14 protein-coding genes are annotated in these 17,448 nt (G+C 70.4%); 6 read left to right on the forward strand and 8 right to left on the reverse strand.

Translation table 11 applies throughout. The features are described from left to right. Window positions 1–146 precede the first annotated feature (146 nt). Window positions 147–1,055: a DUF1996 domain-containing protein gene (locus ACQEU1_RS06945; protein WP_433197437.1), complete on the forward strand. Its 909-nt coding sequence runs from the start codon at window positions 147–149 to the stop codon at window positions 1,053–1,055. A gap of 2 nt (window positions 1,056–1,057) precedes the next feature. Here ACQEU1_RS06945 and ACQEU1_RS06950 read toward each other — a convergent pair whose 3' ends face one another. The 5 genes from ACQEU1_RS06950 to ACQEU1_RS06970 all read right to left on the reverse strand — a co-directional run bounded on the left by ACQEU1_RS06950 (window position 1,058) and on the right by ACQEU1_RS06970 (window position 8,803). Next, window positions 1,058–1,798, reverse strand: a complete 741-nt coding sequence (locus ACQEU1_RS06950; RefSeq protein ID WP_433197439.1) for a substrate-binding domain-containing protein — start codon at window positions 1,796–1,798, stop codon at window positions 1,058–1,060. Further along, on the reverse strand, window positions 1,795–3,936 hold the full coding sequence (locus tag ACQEU1_RS06955; protein WP_433197441.1) for a discoidin domain-containing protein: 2,142 nt from the start codon (window positions 3,934–3,936) through the stop codon (window positions 1,795–1,797). Before ACQEU1_RS06955 ends, ACQEU1_RS06950 begins: the two co-directional genes overlap by 4 nt. A 164-nt stretch (window positions 3,937–4,100) precedes the next feature. Further along, on the reverse strand, window positions 4,101–5,114 hold the full coding sequence (locus ACQEU1_RS06960) for a LacI family DNA-binding transcriptional regulator (protein ID WP_433197443.1): 1,014 nt from the start codon (window positions 5,112–5,114) through the stop codon (window positions 4,101–4,103). A 4-nt stretch (window positions 5,115–5,118) separates the two neighbouring features. Continuing rightward, window positions 5,119–7,530 carry a glycoside hydrolase family 3 C-terminal domain-containing protein gene (locus tag ACQEU1_RS06965; protein WP_433197445.1) on the reverse strand — a complete coding sequence of 804 codons (2,412 nt, stop codon included), beginning with the start codon at window positions 7,528–7,530 and terminating at the stop codon, window positions 5,119–5,121. A 76-nt stretch (window positions 7,531–7,606) separates the two neighbouring features. Continuing rightward, window positions 7,607–8,803 (reverse strand): ROK family protein, encoded by a 1,197-nt coding sequence (locus ACQEU1_RS06970; RefSeq protein WP_433197447.1) that lies wholly within the window; start codon window positions 8,801–8,803, stop codon window positions 7,607–7,609. A 203-nt stretch (window positions 8,804–9,006) separates the two neighbouring features. Between ACQEU1_RS06970 and ACQEU1_RS06975 the strand changes: the two genes are divergently transcribed. Genes ACQEU1_RS06975 through ACQEU1_RS06995 form a run of 5 tightly spaced genes read left to right on the forward strand, consistent with a single transcriptional unit; the run spans window position 9,007 to window position 14,555 of the window. Beyond that, window positions 9,007–10,659, forward strand: a complete 1,653-nt coding sequence (locus tag ACQEU1_RS06975) for an ABC transporter substrate-binding protein (protein WP_433197449.1) — start codon at window positions 9,007–9,009, stop codon at window positions 10,657–10,659. After that, window positions 10,656–11,699, forward strand: coding sequence for an ABC transporter ATP-binding protein (locus ACQEU1_RS06980; protein WP_433197451.1), 1,044 nt, complete (start codon window positions 10,656–10,658; stop codon window positions 11,697–11,699). Before ACQEU1_RS06975 ends, ACQEU1_RS06980 begins: the two co-directional genes overlap by 4 nt. After that, complete coding sequence (locus ACQEU1_RS06985) at window positions 11,696–12,676, forward strand: ABC transporter permease (RefSeq protein WP_433197453.1); 981 nt, start codon at window positions 11,696–11,698, stop codon at window positions 12,674–12,676. Before ACQEU1_RS06980 ends, ACQEU1_RS06985 begins: the two co-directional genes overlap by 4 nt. After that, window positions 12,676–13,569: an ABC transporter permease gene (locus ACQEU1_RS06990; protein WP_433197455.1), complete on the forward strand. Its 894-nt coding sequence runs from the start codon at window positions 12,676–12,678 to the stop codon at window positions 13,567–13,569. Before ACQEU1_RS06985 ends, ACQEU1_RS06990 begins: the two co-directional genes overlap by 1 nt. Further along, on the forward strand, window positions 13,566–14,555 hold the full coding sequence (locus tag ACQEU1_RS06995; RefSeq protein ID WP_433197457.1) for an ABC transporter ATP-binding protein: 990 nt from the start codon (window positions 13,566–13,568) through the stop codon (window positions 14,553–14,555). The genes ACQEU1_RS06990 and ACQEU1_RS06995 overlap by 4 nt, the downstream gene beginning before the upstream one ends. On the opposite strand, the gene ACQEU1_RS07000 is transcribed toward ACQEU1_RS06995, so the two are convergent. From ACQEU1_RS07000 to ACQEU1_RS07010, 3 genes are read right to left on the reverse strand one after another with little or no spacing between them, the layout of a single operon-like run. Continuing rightward, on the reverse strand, window positions 14,517–15,086 hold the full coding sequence (locus ACQEU1_RS07000; protein ID WP_433197459.1) for a biliverdin-producing heme oxygenase: 570 nt from the start codon (window positions 15,084–15,086) through the stop codon (window positions 14,517–14,519). The genes ACQEU1_RS06995 and ACQEU1_RS07000 overlap by 39 nt on opposite strands. Further along, complete coding sequence (locus tag ACQEU1_RS07005; protein ID WP_433197461.1) at window positions 15,086–15,523, reverse strand: response regulator; 438 nt, start codon at window positions 15,521–15,523, stop codon at window positions 15,086–15,088. The genes ACQEU1_RS07000 and ACQEU1_RS07005 overlap by 1 nt, the downstream gene beginning before the upstream one ends. After that, complete coding sequence (locus ACQEU1_RS07010; RefSeq protein WP_433197463.1) at window positions 15,520–17,433, reverse strand: PP2C family protein-serine/threonine phosphatase; 1,914 nt, start codon at window positions 17,431–17,433, stop codon at window positions 15,520–15,522. Before ACQEU1_RS07010 ends, ACQEU1_RS07005 begins: the two co-directional genes overlap by 4 nt. Between the last annotated feature and the right edge of the window lie 15 nt (window positions 17,434–17,448).

The following is a 17,448-nucleotide window of genomic DNA, read 5'->3' on the forward strand; positions in this document are numbered from 1 at the left end:
GAGAGCGCTCTCCCAACCCTGCCGGCGAATGTTACGAACGGACTTCGACGATGTCAACCTGGCCCCTTGACACCTCGGGGCACGAGCGGGACCCTTCTTGGGAGAGCGCTCTCCCAGCCGGTTTCCCCATCGGCAGGAGGACACAGTTGTCCCGAAAAATCAGCGCGCTGGCCCTTGCGGCCGGCCTCTTCGCCGCCACGCTCGCGGTGGCGACCCAGTCGGCCCAGGCCGACGACTACGTGAGCCACCACGAGTTCCAGGCGAACTGCTCCTTCGCCGCGGACCGCCCGGACGACCCGATCGTCTTCCCCGGCCTGCCGGGCGCGTCGCACCTGCACACCTTCCTCGGCAACAACTCCATCAACGCGAACAGCACCAACGACTCGCTCCGGCAGGGCAGCACCAACTGCATCACCCCCGACGACAAGTCGGCGTACTGGTTCCCGTCCGTGCTCAACGGCGACCAGGTCGTGCGCCCGACCGGCAACCAGGTCGTCTACTACAAGTCGGGCATCCTGAAGTACCAGGACGTCGTGCCGTTCCCGCCGGGCATGCGGTTCGTGGTCGGCAGTCCCACCTCGACGCTGGAGCAGTTCCGGGACCACCCCGGCGCGATCGAGGGCTTCGAGTGCGGGGACAGCGCCAAGAACTGGGACATCCCGTCCTGGTGCGCCCCCGGCAGCCAGCTCAACGTCCGCTTCCAGGCGCCGAGCTGCTGGAACGGCCGTGATCTGGACTCCGCGGACCACAAGTCGCACATGGCCTACCCGGACCGGGCGACGCTGGTCTGCCCGCCGTCACATCCGGTGGCGGTGCCGATGATCGAGTTCAAGATGGCGTTCCCGGTGTCAGGGGACATGTCCCGCGTCAGGCTTTCCAGCGGTCGCGGGTACACCTGGCACTACGACTTCATGAACGCCTGGGACGCGCCCACCCAGGCCGCGCTGGTCCGCCACTGCATCAACGGCGGCCTGCAGTGCGACCCGCGTGGCTACGACCAGTACAAGCCCCACCGGGGTGCCGCGCTCGGGCCGGACTACCGGCTGCCGCGGTGACCTCAGGGGGCTGACAGGGTGGTTCCCTCGACGAACTCGCACGCGATGAGTTCGTGAGAACGCTTCTGGGGCAGGCGGGCCAGCAGGTACACGGCCCGCCTGCCCGTTTCCCACCTCGGCACGCGCAGTCCGGTGAGGCCCAGCAGATCGGTCTCCGGCACGTCGAGCGCCAGCACCGAGAGATCTCCGGGAACGGACATGCCCCGGCGACGCGCCGCACGGACGAGTGCGGTGGCGTCGTCGGGGTGTTCCGCTATCACGGCCGTCACGCCGATGCGCACGAGCTGGTCGAGCCAGACCGCCGGCGCGTGCAGTCCTCTGACGTTCAGGGATTCCGCCGCCGCGCGGAACCCGTGCAGGCGTTCGGCGGAGGCCCTGCCGCTCGGCAGTCCGATGTAGACGACCTGCTGATGACCGAGCGCCGCGGTGCGCGCGACGAGATCGCGCACGCCCGCGGCGTAGTCGACGTCCACATAAGGGACCTGTCTGGACGTGCTGTCCCGTCTGCCGATCGACACGAACGGGATCTTGTGGTCGGCGAGGCAGGCGAGGTCGTGCTCGTCGGCGGTGCGGTCGAGCAGGACGCAGCCGCTCAGGGCCACGTCCCTGGTGTCCACGAAGTCGAGATCGGCGCACAGGAGCAGGCCGCTGCCCGCCCTGTGCGCCGCGTGTCCGATGCCCGCCAGAGCGGGCGTGCTCTCACCGGGAAGGGTGTCCCGGGAGAGCACGCCGATCAGACTCACGGATAGTTCACCAGGTAGCGGACCTGGTTGGCGGTGTTCGCGACGCCGCCCGTGCCGTTGATGACGTTGGCGATCGTGCCCACGCCGCCGAGCGAGACGGTGACCAGGTGGGTGAAGCGCACGCCGGACCGGTTGGGCGCCTCGAAACCGTTGTCGGTGACGATGCTCGGGTCGGCCTGGTTGAAGGCGTACACACCGACACCGTACGCGTCGTGCGTGGTGACGTTGTCGGCGACCTTGTACCCGGCCCAGCCGCGCTTGGAGCCGTTCATCCAGGCGGCCTGGTTCGGCGGGTCGTACGGCAGCTCGTTCTGGTACAGGTAGACCTTGCCGCCGTTCGCGTTCCACACCAGGTTGTGCTGCTGGTAGTGCTCCACGAACAGACCGTACGCGATCACGTTGTCGCCGTTGACGACGACGCCGTTCTGGCCGGGGTTGGCCGTCCAGCTGACGCCCTCGCCGTGGTCGGCGCGCCAGACCCAGGTGTGGTCGATGATCGTGTTGCGGCTGTTGACGCGCAGGCTCGTCGTCGCCTTGCCGGCCTGCGACCCGCCGACGCGCAGGTACACGTCGTGCATGGACGTCGGGTTCGCCGTGTGGTCGGTGGTGGTCGAGTCGCCGATCTCCAGCAGCACCGGGGAGTTCTGCACGCCCGCGTCGACGAGGAAGCCCGCGAGCTTCACACCGTCCACATCGGACGTCGTGAGCGCGGCCTTGCCGGTGGTCGGCGTCAGCGTGGCGAGGCCGAGGCCCAGAACGACGGTGTTCGGGCGCGTGACGCGGATGGTGTCGTCGAGCTGGTGGATGCCCGGCGTGAGCAGGAGGTGCTTGCCCTGCTGGAGAGCCGCGTTGATGGTCGCGGCCGGAGTGCCGGGCTTGACGATGAAGAAGTCCGCGAGCGAGACGGACGTGCCGGGGTTGCCGTTCTCCCAGCTGGTGCCGCGGGAGTTCTGCCGCAGCGCCGGGACGAACACCCGGTACTCACCGTCGTTCGTGAAGTACAGGTAGGGCTTCTCGCGGGTCACCGGCGAGGTGTCGACGGTGGTGTGCGACGGGTTCGGGAAGTTGTTCGGCGGTGCGCCCTGGGTGCCGGCGAAGACCATGTTCCAGACCGAGCCCGACCAGCCGCCGGCGAGGTTGCTGTTGCGGGTGAGGAACTGCTGCTGGGAGCCGGAGATGACGGTTCCGTCGATCTTGCTGTCCACGATCAGGCCGCCGCTGGCCCAGCCGTCGTAGCCGTTCCACAGGTGCTGCTGGCCGCGCAGGTGCATGCGCCGGTAGGCGGTGGCCTGCGAGACGGCCCAGCGCTCGATCTGGTTCGCCGGCAGCGTGACGGACAGGTTCTCCGCGCCGCGCCAGAAGTTCTGGGTGGCGTTGCCGAGGTTGTTCGGGTCGTTGCCCTGCTGGAGCCAGTCGGCTTCCACGCGGATGTGGCCGTTGATGTTGACGTCGTCCGGCATCAGGCCCAGGCCGGCGATCTGCGTGTAGAAGCGCAGGTTGACGTCGGCGTTGTAGGTGCCGGGCTTGAACAGCACGGCGTGCCGTTGCGGACCGAACTGGTTCGTCTTCATCTGCGCGGAGATCGCGTCGAGGCGCGACTGCATCTCCTGTTGTGACGAACCCGGTCCGTAGACGTACACGTTCGGGCCGAAGTCGGGGTTGCGCGGGTCGGTCGGCGTGACGCCGGGGACGTCCGGGGTCGTGGCGAAGACCCCGAGCTCCCACAACGAGTAGCCGTAGCCGGTACCGCGTTGCGTGCCGAGGACCCGGACGTACCGGCCGGAACCGGTGACGTCGAGCGACTGGTTGCCGCCGGTGCTCGTGGTCGTGGAGTAGACGTCACGCCACGAGTTCGCGGCCGCGGTGTCCGACACCTGGACCTGGAACGCCTTGCCGTGCGCCGTCTCCCAGTTCAGGGCGACGCGGCAGACCTGCTGCGTGGAGCCGAGGTCGACCTGGAGCCACTGCGGGTCGGCGAACTGAGACGACCAGCGCGTTCCGGTGTTGCCGTCGACGGCGGCACTGGCGGGAGTGCCTCCACCCTCGACAGACGAGGCCGAAGCTGGTTTGTTGAGTGCGACGTTGGTGGTGCCGCACGCGGCGGCTCCGGCGGGAAAGCTGATGCTTGCTGTGGTCACGAGACACAAGGCAGCGACCGCGAGACCGGCCGCCCTGGACAGGGGAGAGCTCATGAGCCTGCCTGACACCTTTGGGGCGAGTGAGCCCGAACGGTGACGCCCGTGGCACCGGGCGTCGGGAGAGCGCTCTCCCGCAGATTAACTCGCGATGACGGACAGGTCAATCATGCGGACGCCCTCAGGACGAGTTCCGGTTCGAAAATGATGGACCGCGGCCGCGCCTCGGGGTCGTCCAGGGTCATGAGCAGCACTTCCGCCATCTTCGCGGCCATCTGCTCGACGGGCTGCCGGATCGTGGTGAGCGGAGGGCGGCAGGACGCGGCGGGCGCGCTGTCGTCGAACCCGACTACCGCGACGTCCCCGGGAACGTGCTTTCCCGCAGCTTGGAGCACCTCCACGGCTCCCTGGGCCATCAGGTCGTTCGCCGCGAACACCCCGTTCACGTCGGGGTGCTCGGCGAGCAGCCGGCGCATCGCCGCCGCGCCACTCCCCGCCGTGAACCCGCCCTCGACCACCGGCACGTACGGGAAACCGTTGCGCGCCATGGCATCCCGGAACCCGGTGAGCCGGTCCTGGCTGGCGAGCACGTCGAGCGGTCCGGCGATCGCGGCGACCCTGGTGCGCCCGATCGCGGCGAGGCGGGCGGCCGCGAGCCGTCCGCCCGCCTGGTGGTCGAGGTCGACGAAGCTGACCGGCAACGGCCTGCCGGGCCGCGCGTAGAGCACCGCGGGCACCCCGGCCTCCAGCAGCCGGTCGGGCAACGGCTCGGCGGCGTGCGTCGTGACCAGCAACGCCCCGTCCGTGCTGCCCTGCTTGAGGAACTCGACGACCTCGGCACGTGCGTCGTCGGTGTCCGCGAGCATGAGCACCGGGTGGACGCTGTGCTCGCGCAGGAAGTCGACCACCCCGGCCGTGACCCGCCCGAAGAACGGGTCCACGAACACGTCGGACCCGCCTCCGGCGCCGGAGATGATCAGGGCGACGGTCCCGGTCCGCCGGGTGACGAGCGACCGGGCGGCGTGGTTGGGCGTGTACCCGGTCAGCTCGATCGCGTCGCGCACCGTCTCCTGGAGCTGCGGGTCGACGTTGCGGGTGCCGTTGACGACGCGGCTCACGGTCGCGCGGGACACCCCGGCGACCCTCGCGACGTCCTCCAGCGTCGGGATGCCCCTGATCATTCTCTTACCGCGGCCTCAAGACGTGCCTGGCCGCCAGGCGAATCCGCGTCGTCCCCGCATCGGGTCCGATGTGGACGGTGAACCCGCCGGACTCGGTGACCCACTCGCCCGCCCAGTGCCGCGTGGCCTGCGCGGAGATCTCCACCGTCGTCTCCACGGTCTCCCCCGGCTCGGCCTCGACCCTGGCGAACCCTCCCAGCCACCTCAGGGGTCTCCGCACGGCGCTCTCCTCGCGGGACAGGTAGACCTGCACGACCTCCCGCCCCCGCCGGCGGCCGGTGTTGCGCAGCCTGACCCGCACCACGCCGCGTTCGGCCTTCGCGTCCAGGTAGTCCCAGGTGGTGTAGCCGAGCCCGTGCCCGAACCAGTACGCGGGCTCCACGTCGTGCGCGGCCCACGCCCGGTACCCGATGTCGAGCCCTTCCCCGTAGCCGAGCTTCTGGTCCTCTGGCAGGAAGTTCGCGACCGGCACGTCGGTCTCGCGCGCGGGCCAGGTGGTCGGCAGCCTGCCGCCGGGTTCACCGGTGCCGAACAGGACGTCCGCGAGCCCGTTCCCACCCTCCTGCCCGGGGAACCAGGTGAGCAGCACCGCGGCGGTGTCCTCGCGCCACGGCAACAGCACCGGACCGCCGGAGTTCACCACGACGATCGCGTTCGGGTTGGCCAGGCACACGGCCGTGACCAGCGCGTCCTGCTCCCCCGGCAACGCGAGGGTGCTCCGGTCGCGCCCCTCGCCCTCGATCGCGTCGGTGGTGCTGACGACGACGATCGCGACGTCGCTCCGGCTCGCCGCCTCGACGGCGGCCCCGAACTCCTGCTCGGCGTCCGGTCTGGGCGGGTCGGCGGCGAGCAACGACGCCATCCCGCTGTCCTCGCCCAGTTCGCGGCGCGCGACGAGCTCCGCCGTGCCTTCGGTGAGCTGCACCTCGACCGCGTGATGGGGCGGGCGGAGGTGCTTCACGGCGGGGTCGTCGGTGTCGACGGGCTGCACCTCGTCGAGCACCCTGGTGCCGTCGACGTCCAGGGTCAGCCGGCCGTAGCCCGCGACCGCGAGCCGCCACGGACCGGTCTCGGTGACGTGCAGGGTGGTGCTGATCTCCAGGACCTCGGCGCCGGGCACCTCCTCGGTTTCGAGGATGCGGCCGGTGAGGCGGTGCTCGCGGAACAGCTCCTCGTCGTTCGCGCCGAGCACGCGGACCTGGACGGGTGCTCGGACCGGGGTCGGCTGGTCGTCGATGCGGACGCCGGGTGCGTGCACCACCTCGGCTCGGGTGCGGAGGGCGTCGAGCAGGGAGTTCTCGGCTGCCGGGTAGAGGCCGGAGCTGCCGCCGCCCTGGACGCGCGGGGTGGCGGCGCCGGCGCCGATCAGGGCGATGGTGCGGCCGGGGTGGAGGGGGAGGATGCCGTTGTTGCGCAGCAGGACCGTGCTCGCCGACACCGCTTCGCGGAGCAGAGCGAGGCCGGAGGCCGCCTCGGGCAGCAAGCCTTCAGCCGGCGCGAATTCTTCACCACCGGCAACGTCCTCCGGTGCACTGCCTCCCTCGATGTCCCCTTGTCCCTCCAGCGCGCCCACCCGTGCGGCCAGGCGCAGCAGCCGGAACACCTTGTCGTCGATCGCGCTCTCCGCCACCTCCCCCGCCTCGACCGCCGCCACCAGCAGGTCGCCCCACGGCCCCCACGGTCCCGGCATCGACAGGTCCTGCCCGGACGCCGCCGAAGCGACCGTCGTCCGCACCGCGCCCCAGTCAGACACCACCAGTCCGTCGAAGCCCCACTCGTCCTTCAGCACGTCCGTGAGCAGCGGGTTCTCCGACATCGGGTGGCCGTTCACGCCGTTGTAGGCCGACATCACCGCCCACGCGCCGGCTTCCACGACCGCCTCGAACGGGGCCAGGTACAGCTCTCGCAAGGTGCGGTCGTCCACCTGGACGTCGTGGGTGAGGCGGTCGGTTTCGGTCTCGTTGGCCACGAAGTGCTTCGGGGCCGCCGCGACGCCTCCGGACTGCACACCCGAGACGTAGGCGACGCCCAGGCGGGCGGTGAGGAGCGGGTCCTCGGCGAAGCACTCGAAGTGGCGGCCGCCGTAGGGGGTGCGGTGCAGGTTGAGGACCGGCGCCAGCAGGACGTCCACGCCCTTGCGGCGGGACTCGTCGGCCAGCAGGGCTCCCAGGCGGCGGACCAGGTCCTCGTCCCAGGTGGCGCCCAGGGCCGTCGGGGACGGCAGGGCCAGGGACGTGCGGCGTTCGTCCCAGCCGGGGCCGCGGACTCCGGCCGGGCCGTCGGAGAACGTCAGGGCGCGCAGGCCGATCGACGGTTCGGCGGCGGTGCGCCAGACCGAGCCGCCGGAGAGCAGGCGCACCTTGGCACGCAGGTCCAGCTTGCCGACCAGCTTGACCAGGTCGTGGTCGTCGTGCACGAAACCTCCTTGGAGAGCGCTCTCCAAAGAGTCGGGGTGCGGGGGCGCCGCTGTCAATGCGGCGGAAGGTCCCTTCTCAGCCGACGCGGGGGTCGGCTCCGGTGTCCAGCAGCACCGCCAGCGGGAGGGTCGCCGCGCCCACGGCCACGGCGTCCGGGCCGGTCAGGGCCAGTTCGATGCGGACCTGGCCGAACGGGTGGCGCAGCGCGTGCGAGGCGGTCGCGGCGATGATCTCGTCCAGTTTCAGCGCACCGAACGCGAGTCCGGCCCAGCCGCCGAGGACGACGCGTTCCGGGTTGAACAGGTTCACCAGGTTCGCGATCCCGGCCCCCAGATAGCCCACCGACTCGTCCACCACCCGGCGGGCCACGGCCGACCGCGACCCGAGCAGCTCGGCCAGCGCGGTCTGCTCGTCCGGCGGCAGGTCCGCACCGCGCCTCGCCTCCCGGTAGCGGGCGAGCATCGCGTCCGCGCCGGCGTAGGCCTCCAGGCAGCCGCGCGCTCCGCAACGGCACCGCCTGCCGCCGAAGGAGATCGTCGTGTGGCCCCACTCCCCCGCGTTGCTCGTGGCGCCCCGGTGCACGACGCCGCCGGTCACCACCGCGATCCCGACGCCGGAGCCGACCAGCGCGATCACCGCGTGCCGGGCGCCGCGGCCCGCGCCGAACCACATCTCGGCCTGGCCCTGGGTCTTCGCGCCGTTCTCCACCAGCAACGGCAGGTCGACGCCCGCCGCGCGGATCATCTTCTCCAGCGGAACGGCGTCCCAGCCGATGGTCTGCGCGTGCACGACCGCCGGCGGACCCTGCTCGACCGTGCCCGGCACGCCGACGCCGACGCCGAGCACCGACACCGCCGCCACGCCCGCCGCGTCGAGCACCTCCGAGACGCCCGAGGCGATCAACGAACTGACCGCGCCGGGCTCCAGCGAGGTCAACGGAAGATCCACAGTGGACAACCGGGTCATGGCCAGGTCGAACAGCTCGACCTTGATCCCCGTCTCACCCACGTCGACCCCGATGACGTGCCCGAACGCGGGGTTCACCCGCAGCAGCACGCGCGGCCTGCCGCCGTCGGAGTCGACCGACCCGGCCTCCACCAGCAGCCCCTCGTCGAGCAGCTCGCCGGTGATCGTGCTGGCGGTCGCCGCGCTCAGCCCGGTGGCCGCGCTGAGCTGCAGCCGGCTCAGCGGGCCGTCCAGGAACAGGGCCGTCAGGAGCACCGACCGGTTCTGCCGGCGGAGGTCCCGCACCGTCGCCCGAGTACGCACCATGGGCGCCGAGGTTAGTTCGCGCCTAAAAATAAGCCTCGGGTCGTGACCTCTTCGTTATTGACTTGCGCAAGAGGTCAGGCGTCTACTCTACGGCGACCAGGGGCCACAACGGCCTCACCCGCGATGGCACGCGCGGTCACCTTCTTCCAAGCGCTCACTTGATTCTTCTCGCTTTCGTTGGAGAACAAGGAGTTTCCATGAGAATGAGGCGTGTTTGCGCTGCCGTCACCGCGACCGCCCTGGCGTTCACCGGTGCCTGTTCAGCCACAAATCCAGGCAGTGGGGGCAACTCCGCCGGCGTGCTCAACGTGGGCATGCCGAACGGACCCCAGACCGAGAACAACAACCCGTTCCTCAACTCGTCGGCGTCCTCGTCGCTCGGCTACCGGCGGTTGCTCTTCGAACCGCTCGCCATGGTCAACGAGGTCAAGGTGACAGACCAGCCGAAGCCTTGGCTGGCAACGAAGTTCACCTGGTCGGACAACTTCCAGAAGCTGTCGCTCACCATCCGCGACGGCGTCTCGTGGTCCGACGGCAAGCCGCTGACGGCCGAGGACGTGGCGTACACCTTCGAGCTCCTCAAGAAGAACCCGGGGCTCAACATCGAGGGTGTGCCGTACCAGGACATCTCGTTCTCCGGCAGCGAGGTCACCGTCACCTTCCCGAAGTCGCAGTTCGTCAACCAGAAGAAGATCCTCGAGCAGTTCGTGGTGCCCAAGCACCAGTGGTCGACGTTCGCCAACCCGTCGACCGAGACGCTGAAGGACCCGATCGGCAGCGGCCCGTACACGCTGAAGTCGTTCACCCCGCAGACGGTGACGCTGTCGATCCGGGACAAGTACTGGCAGGAGCTCCCGAAGGTCAAGGAGCTGCGCTACACCTCCTACAGCGACAACAACGCGCAGACCAACGCGCTCGCCACGGGCGCAGCGGAGTGGAGCTTCGTCTTCATCCCCAACTACGAGGCCGCGTACACCAGCAAGGACCCGAAGAACCACAAGCTGTGGTTCCCGCCGGTGCTCGGCGTGCACGGACTCTGGTTCAACACCAAGGCGAAGCCGTGGGACGACCCCGCCCTGCGCCGGGCCGCGAACATGGTCGTCAACCGCGACGACATCTTCATGCAGGGCGAGGCGGGCTACTTCTACCCGAAGGTCGACAACATCACCGGCATCCCGACGCCCGCCGGTGAGTCGTTCATCGCCCCGCAGTTCAAGGACAAGAAGATGACCGTCGACGTCGACGGCGCGAAGAAGGCGCTGACCGACGCGGGCTACACGTTCGACGGCAACACGTTGAAGGGCAAGGACGGCGCGCCCGTCACGATCACGCTCACCGTCCCGTCCGGCTGGTCCGACTACGTCACCGACCTGGAGATCATCAAGGACAACTTCTCCAAGATCGGCATCGCCGCGACGGTGAACCTGCAGAACGCCGACGCGTGGACCAAGGCGCTCGACACCGGTGACTTCGGTGCCGCGATGCACTGGACCAACAACGGCCTGACGCTGTACGACATCTACCAGTCCATCATGGACGGTGCGCTGTACAAGCCGATCGGCACGCCCGGCGTCAACGGCAACTACGGCCGTTACGAGAACCCCGCCGCCACCAAGGCGCTCGACGACTTCGCGAACGCGGCCGACGAGTCGGTGCGCAACGCGGCGTTGCAGGAGCTGCAGAAGATCTTCGTGCAGGACATGCCGGTGATCATCACGTCGGCCGCGAACGGCGGCGGGCAGTACAGCACCAAGAACTGGGTGGGCTGGCCGAGCGACTCCGACCAGTACGCCCCCGTTCAGCCGACCCTCGAAAACGCCCTCGACATCGTGCTGAAGCTGAGGCCTGCCTCGTGACGGCCGAGGCAGCGCCGGCGGTCTCCGGGACGGTCTCTTCGGAGATCGTCCTGGAGGCCGACGGCCTCACCAAGCACTTCCCGATCAGCAAGCCGTTCGCGCGCACCAGGAAGGCGGTGCGCGCGGTCGAGGGGGTGTCGTTCCAGCTGCGCAGGGCGAGCGTGACCGCGCTCGTCGGCGAGTCCGGCTCTGGCAAGTCGACGGTCGCGCGGCTGCTCGCCCAGCTCTACCCGCTGACGTCCGGCGAGATCAGGATGCACGGCGCGAACGTCGCGGTGACGGGAGGCCTGTCCAGAGGCAGGAGGTTCCGCGCGTACTGCCGCAGGGTTCAGATGATCTTCCAGGACCCGTTCGCGTCGCTGAACCCCGTGCACACCATCCGCTACCACCTGACCAGGGCGCTCACCATCCACGGCAACCGCGGCGACGACCTGGAGACGTCGCTCGCGGACCTGCTGACCCGAGTGCACCTGACGCCCGCCGAGCGCTACCTCGACCGGTACCCGCACGAGCTCTCCGGCGGGCAGCGGCAGCGCGTGGCGATCGCGCGGGCGCTGGCGGCGAGCCCGGAGGTGCTGCTGGCCGACGAACCGGTGTCCATGCTGGACGTCTCGATCCGGCTCGGCGTGCTCAACCTGTTGCGGGACCTGAAGGAACGCCTGCACCTCTCGATCCTCTACATCACGCACGACATCGCGTCCGCGCGCTACTTCGCGGACGAGACGATCGTGATGTACGCGGGCCAGATCGTCGAGGGCGGCGACAGCGAGACCGTCACGCAACGGCCCGCGCACCCGTACACGCAGCTGCTGATCGAGTCGGCCCCCGACCCCGACAGGCCGGCGGTGGAAGAGAAGGACGGCGGAGCCGGCGAACCGCCGTCGTTGATCGAGCCACCGCCGGGCTGTCGGTTCCACCCGCGCTGCCCGTTCGCGATGGACGTCTGCCGCACGGACGTGCCGCCGCGCTTCGAGCTGGGCGACGGGCACTACGCCGCCTGCTGGCTCTACGGCGAGCACGGCGAGCAGGAGGCGTCGTGAGCTACCTGCTGAAACGCCTCGGGTTCTACCTGCTCACGGTCTGGGCGGCGGTCACGATCAACTTCTTCGTGCCGCGGATGATCCCGGGCGACCCGGTGCAGGCGCTGATCACCAAGCAGCGCGGGCAGATGACGAGCGAGGCCGTCAGGTCGTTGTACGTCCTCTTCGGACTGGACAAGAACGAGAGCCTGGCCAGCCAGTACTTCTCGTACCTCGGTCAGCTGCTGCGCGGCGACCTCGGGATGTCGTTCACGTTCTTCCCGAGCCCGGTGGCGGACGTCATCGGCGACGGCCTGCCGTGGACCGTCGGCCTGGTCGGCATCACCACCGTGATCGGCTTCTTCCTCGGCACCGCCGCGGGCGCCGTGGTGGGCTGGCGGCGCGGCACGTGGGCGGACTCGCTCATCCCGGTCACCACGTTCGTCTCGTCGATCCCGTACTTCTGGCTCGGCCTGGTGGCGATCGCGCTGCTCACCGGCCCCGGCAGCTTCTTCCCGGCGTCCGGCGCGTACGAGATCGGGCTCGTCCCCAACTGGGACTGGCAGTTCATCGGCAGCACCGTCCAGCACGGCCTGCTGCCCGCGTTCACGATCCTGGTGTCGTCGGTCAGCGGCTGGATCCTCAGCATGCGCAACATGATGGTGACGGTGTCGTCGGACGACTACGTCACCGTCGCGCACGCCAAGGGCCTGCCCGAACGCCGGGTCATGCTCGCCTACGCCGCCCGCAACGCCTTGCTGCCCAACGTGTCCGGCTTCGCGCTGGCGCTCGGGTTCATCGTCGGCGGCACGCTGCTGGTGGAGATCGTGTTCTCCTACCCCGGACTCGGCCTGCAGCTCTTCCAGGCCGTCGGCGCCAAGGACTACCCGTTGCTGCAGGGCATCTTCCTCATCATCACGCTGTCCGTGCTGCTGGCGAACCTCCTCGCGGACGTCGCCTACCTGGCGCTGGACCCGCGCACCCGCAGGGAGGCCTGATGCGCCACAACCCCAAGGCGCTCACCGGACTCGTCGCGCTCGGCGTGTTCGCCGTGCTGGCGGTCGTCGGTCCGTGGCTCGCGCCGTTCGAACCGTCGGGGCGCAGCAACGCCCTGTTGCAGCCGCCGTCGTCGGAACACTGGTTCGGCACCACCCACCTCGGCCAGGACATCTTCAGCCAGGTCCTGGCCGGCACGCGCAGCGTCGTGTTCGTCGGCGCGGTCGCGGGTGTCGTCGCGACCGTGCTGTCGGTGCTGGTCGGCGTCACGGCCGGGTACCTCAGCGGATCGGCCGGCGAGGGGCTTTCCGCGCTGTCCAACGTGTTCCTGGTGATCCCGGCGCTGCCGTTGATCGTCATCATCACCTCGTCGCTGCCCGAGACCAGCAACCTCACGATCGCGCTGGTGATCGGCCTGACGTCGTGGGCCTGGAACGCCCGCGTGCTGCGCGCGCAGACGTTGTCGCTGCGGCGCAGGGACTACGTGGAGGCGGCGCGCGCGAACGGCGAGTCGACGTGGCGGATCATCCTCTTCGAGATCCTGCCGAACCTGTACGCCGTGATCGCGTCCGGGTTCGTCGGCACCGTGCTGTTCGCGGTGATCTCCGAGATCACCCTGGCGTTCATCGGCGTGTCCGACGCGGGCGGCTGGAACTGGGGCACGGTGCTCTACTGGGCCCAGTCGCAGCAGGCGCTGGCCCAGGGCGCGTGGTGGTGGTTCGTGCCGGCCGGTCTCGCGATCGCGTTGCTCGGCACGTCGTTGTCGCTGGTCAACTTCGGCATCGACGAGTACGTCAACCCGCGCCTGCGCACCCGGTCGTCCCTGCGGGGCGTGCGCATGCGCGTCGGCTTCACCCCCGTGCTGACCCCGGCGCTGACCAAGGAGTCGTCATGAAGGACCGCATCCTCGACGTGCGGGGGCTGAACGTCGGCTACGGCCTGGGCGACGACGCGGTGCGCGCGGTCCGCGACGTCGACCTCACCCTGCACAAGGGCGAAGTGCTGGGCCTGGCGGGAGAGTCCGGCAGCGGGAAGTCCACGTTGGCCTACGGCATGACCAGGCTGCTGCCCCCGCCGGGCGTCGTCACGGGCGGCGAGGTGATCTACCACCTGGACGACGGCTCGCAGGTCGACCTCCTGCGCCTGCCCGACGCGGACCTGCGCAGGCTGCGCTGGTCCGAGATCGCCATCGTCTTCCAGGGCGCGATCAACTCGCTCAACCCGGTGCAGCGGATCTCCACCCAGCTGATGGACGTGCTCGAGGCGCACTCGCCGCGCACGCCGTCGCGCACCCGCCAGGACCGGGCGCGGGAGCTGCTCACCCTGGTCGGCATCGCGACGGACCGGCTGCACAGCTATCCGCACCAGCTCTCCGGCGGCATGCGGCAGCGGGTGATGATCGCGATGGCCCTCGCCCTCCAACCCCGCGTCGTGATCATGGACGAGCCGACCACCGCGCTGGACGTGGTGGTGCAGCGGCAGATCCTGCGCACGCTGGTCGACCTGCGCGAACGGCTCGGGTTCTCGGTCGTGTTCATCACGCACGACCTGTCGCTGCTGGTGGAGTTCTCCGACCGGATCGCGATCATGTACGCGGGCCAGGTGGTCGAGGAGGCGCAGTCGGCGGACCTGTACCGCACTCCCCTGCACCCCTACAGCGACGGGCTGCTGCGGTCGTTCCCCGCGTTGAAGGGACCGAGGCGGGATCTCGCGGGCATCCCCGGCTCGCCACCGGACCTGCGGTCGATGCCGAGCGGGTGCGCGTTCCACCCGCGCTGCCCCCGTGCGATGGACGTCTGCGACAGCCAGACCCCGGCTCTCGGGCAGAGCAGGAACGACCGGTCAGTGGCCTGCTGGCTGCACCCGGTCGCGGTGCCCTGACCGGAACACCGCGAAGCAGGCGTTCGCCGCCTCGCACGCCGCCGCGGCGCCGGCGGCGGGCAGGGCGGCCTCCGCCATCACCCCGAACCGCCGGAACCGGCGCCGCGCGTCCCCGTCGCCGCCGAAGAACGCGACCGGCACCGGCCCGAGGACGTCCGCGACCCAGCGCGTGATCACCTGGCCGCCGAGCCGCGCGCCTTCGACGACGTACAGCGCGCCGACGAGCGCCGGAAGCGTGCTCACGTCCGGTGGCGCCGTGCGCGGCACCGCGCTGATCCGCTCAGGGCTCCAGCCGAGTCCACTCAGGTCTGAACGAAGATTCGCTGTGCCGGGTAACAGTTCCCAGTGCAGGCCGTGCTCCGCGATCGCGGCGGCCACCGCCCGTTCCAGTGGTTCGTGGAGGCCGAGGAAGGTCGCCAGCAGGTCCTCGTACCGCGCGAGCGAGATCGTTCCCGGACCGAACGCGAGGTCGTCCTCCAGCGCGAGATGGGCCGCCCGGGTCTCGGTGCGCAGGCGCGCGAGCAGCGTCATCAGTCCGTGCCGGGACGCACGAAGTCGTTGGTGTGCCAGTAGTCGACGGCCCCCTGGAGCACCGTCCGGAACAGCGTGAAGTTCACCGGCTTGTAGACGTAGCTGTCCGCGCCGGCCTCGTAGCACCGGTCGATGTCAGACGACGTCGTCGAGGACGTGAACACGACGACGATCACGTCCTTCAGCCGGGGATCGGGGTCGGCGCGCAGGTCGCTGAGCACGCGGTACCCGTCCACTCCCGGCATGTTCAGGTCGAGCAGCACTAACGCGGGGAGCGACCGCGAGGCGTCCCGCAGCCGGTCCGCGACCTGGTCTCCGTCCGGGAGGAACTCCAGCACCAGCTCGGGGTGCGAGCGGGAGAGGGCGCGCTGGATCGCCTCCCGGTCCTCGTCGCTGTCCTCGACGACCAGCACGACCTGTTCCTCGCCGGTCGTCACAGGACCTCCCACCACGTCTGTTCGTCCTGGTGGAACTCGACCCGCGCCCACTCGGCGCCGCCGTCCACGGTGATCCGCACGTCGCCCGGTCCGAGCGAGGTGGTGAGGCGGTCGACCGGCCTGCCCAGCGACCGGACCGCGGCGAGGGCGGCGTCGAGCGCCTGCTCCGCCGGGAGCGTCGTGTCGAGCGCCCGGTCGCCCAGGTACCTGATCAGCAGCACGGCCGCGTCGTCGTCCACGGCGTACCGGCCGTCGCCCGCGACCAGCGTGCTCGCCATCTGGGACAGCGGGAGGTCGTGCAACGCGGCCAGCGTGGGCTCCAGGTCGGTGTCGCCGAAGAACGCGCCGGACGCGTCGCGGGCCTCGACCAGCCCGTCGGTGAAGAGGATCACCGCGTCGCCTGGCCGCAGCACGTCGTCCGCCGGGGTGAACGTCAGGTCGTCGAGCACGCCGACCAGCTGGCCGCGGCAGGTGGTCTCCTCGATCCCGCCGTCCCTGCGGATGATCACCGGTGGCGGGTGGCCGGCGGTCAGCGCGTGCAGCGGCAGGCCGTCCGGTCTCGGTGCGCCGAACGTGACCGTGGCGAGCGTGAGGAACTTGGTGACCTCGTTGCGCAGCATCTTGGCGTTGAGCAGGCGCACCGCGTCCTCCGCCCGGCCGCCCTCCTCCAGGATGGTCTCGACGGTGTGCCGGGCCAGTCCCGTCAACGCCGCCGCGGCCGCGCCACGGCCGCACACGTCGCCGATGAGCGCGGTGAAGCCGTCCGGCTGCCGCACGACGCCGTAGAAGTCGCCGCCGACGTCCAGCAGGTGGCCCGCGACGTTGTAGCCGGTGGCGATCTCGACGCCGGGCAGGTCGGGCAGCACCGACGGCAGCAGGTGCAGCTGGAGCTCCTCGACCTCGGCGCGCCGCCGGCTGTAGAGGGTGGAGTTGTCGATGGCGAGCGCCGCCCGTGCCGCGATGTCCCGCACGAACTCGCGGGTGGGCACGCGGCGCGCCCCGGCCCGGTGGAAGAACGTCAGCACGCCGAGCACCCGGCCGCGCGCCTGGAGCACGGCGCTGGTCATCAGCTCGAGTCCCACGTCGGCCGGCAGCAGCGACGGCATCGCGTCGATCTCGTCGCCGGACGCCTGCACCCCGGCCCACCTGCCGTCGCGCAGGTGCTCGTTGAGCAGGCGCTCCCGGCGCACGTCGACGTGGGCGGCCGCGATCTGCACGAACTTGTCGTCGCGCGGCACGTGCACGGCGGCGCCGTCGGCGAGGGCGGGCACCGCCATCCGCACCACCGCGCGCAGCGTCTCCTCGACGTCGAGCGACCGGGCGAGCCGCAGCGAGACCTCGGCCAGCACCGCGTCCGCCGCGAGCCGGGTGTCGAGCAACGCCTGGTCGGCGATCCGGTCGTCGGCCGCGATCACCACGTCGGCGATCTGCCGCAACGCGGTCGTGACCGTCCCGTCCTGCGGCGCGGCGTCCAGGGCGACCACCAGCAGGGCTCGGTCACCGCCGGCCGCGCGGAACGACGAGGCCACCACGGACTGTCCGCCGACCTCGCTCATCCGTTCGGCCAGCGCCGGGGCGAACGCGGCCACCTCGGCCACGGCGAGGTCCGCGATCTTCGTCTGACCGACGTCCCGCGTCACGATTTCGGGTGAGTTCCCGACCCACGGCAGGACGTCCGCCGCGAGCCCCGGCGGGCCGCTCAGCACGCCACGATCGTGGTCGGCCCACCTCACGACCAGCACGTCCCCCGCCGGGCCGATGCGGGCGCCGAGCACGCCGCGGACGTGCGGCAGCTCCAGCAACCCCAAGTAGAGTTCCTTGGCGAAGACCTTGGTGCTGCCCGCCGCGAACGCGGCCCGCCACAACGCGTGCAGGAGGTCCGGCCAGCTCGGCGCTTCTCGCTCGGTCACTCGGCCCGGCACCTC

The sequence above is a fragment of the Lentzea sp. CA-135723 genome, assembly GCF_050936595.1.
In the GTDB taxonomy this organism is placed as follows: Bacteria; Actinomycetota; Actinomycetes; order Mycobacteriales; family Pseudonocardiaceae; genus Lentzea.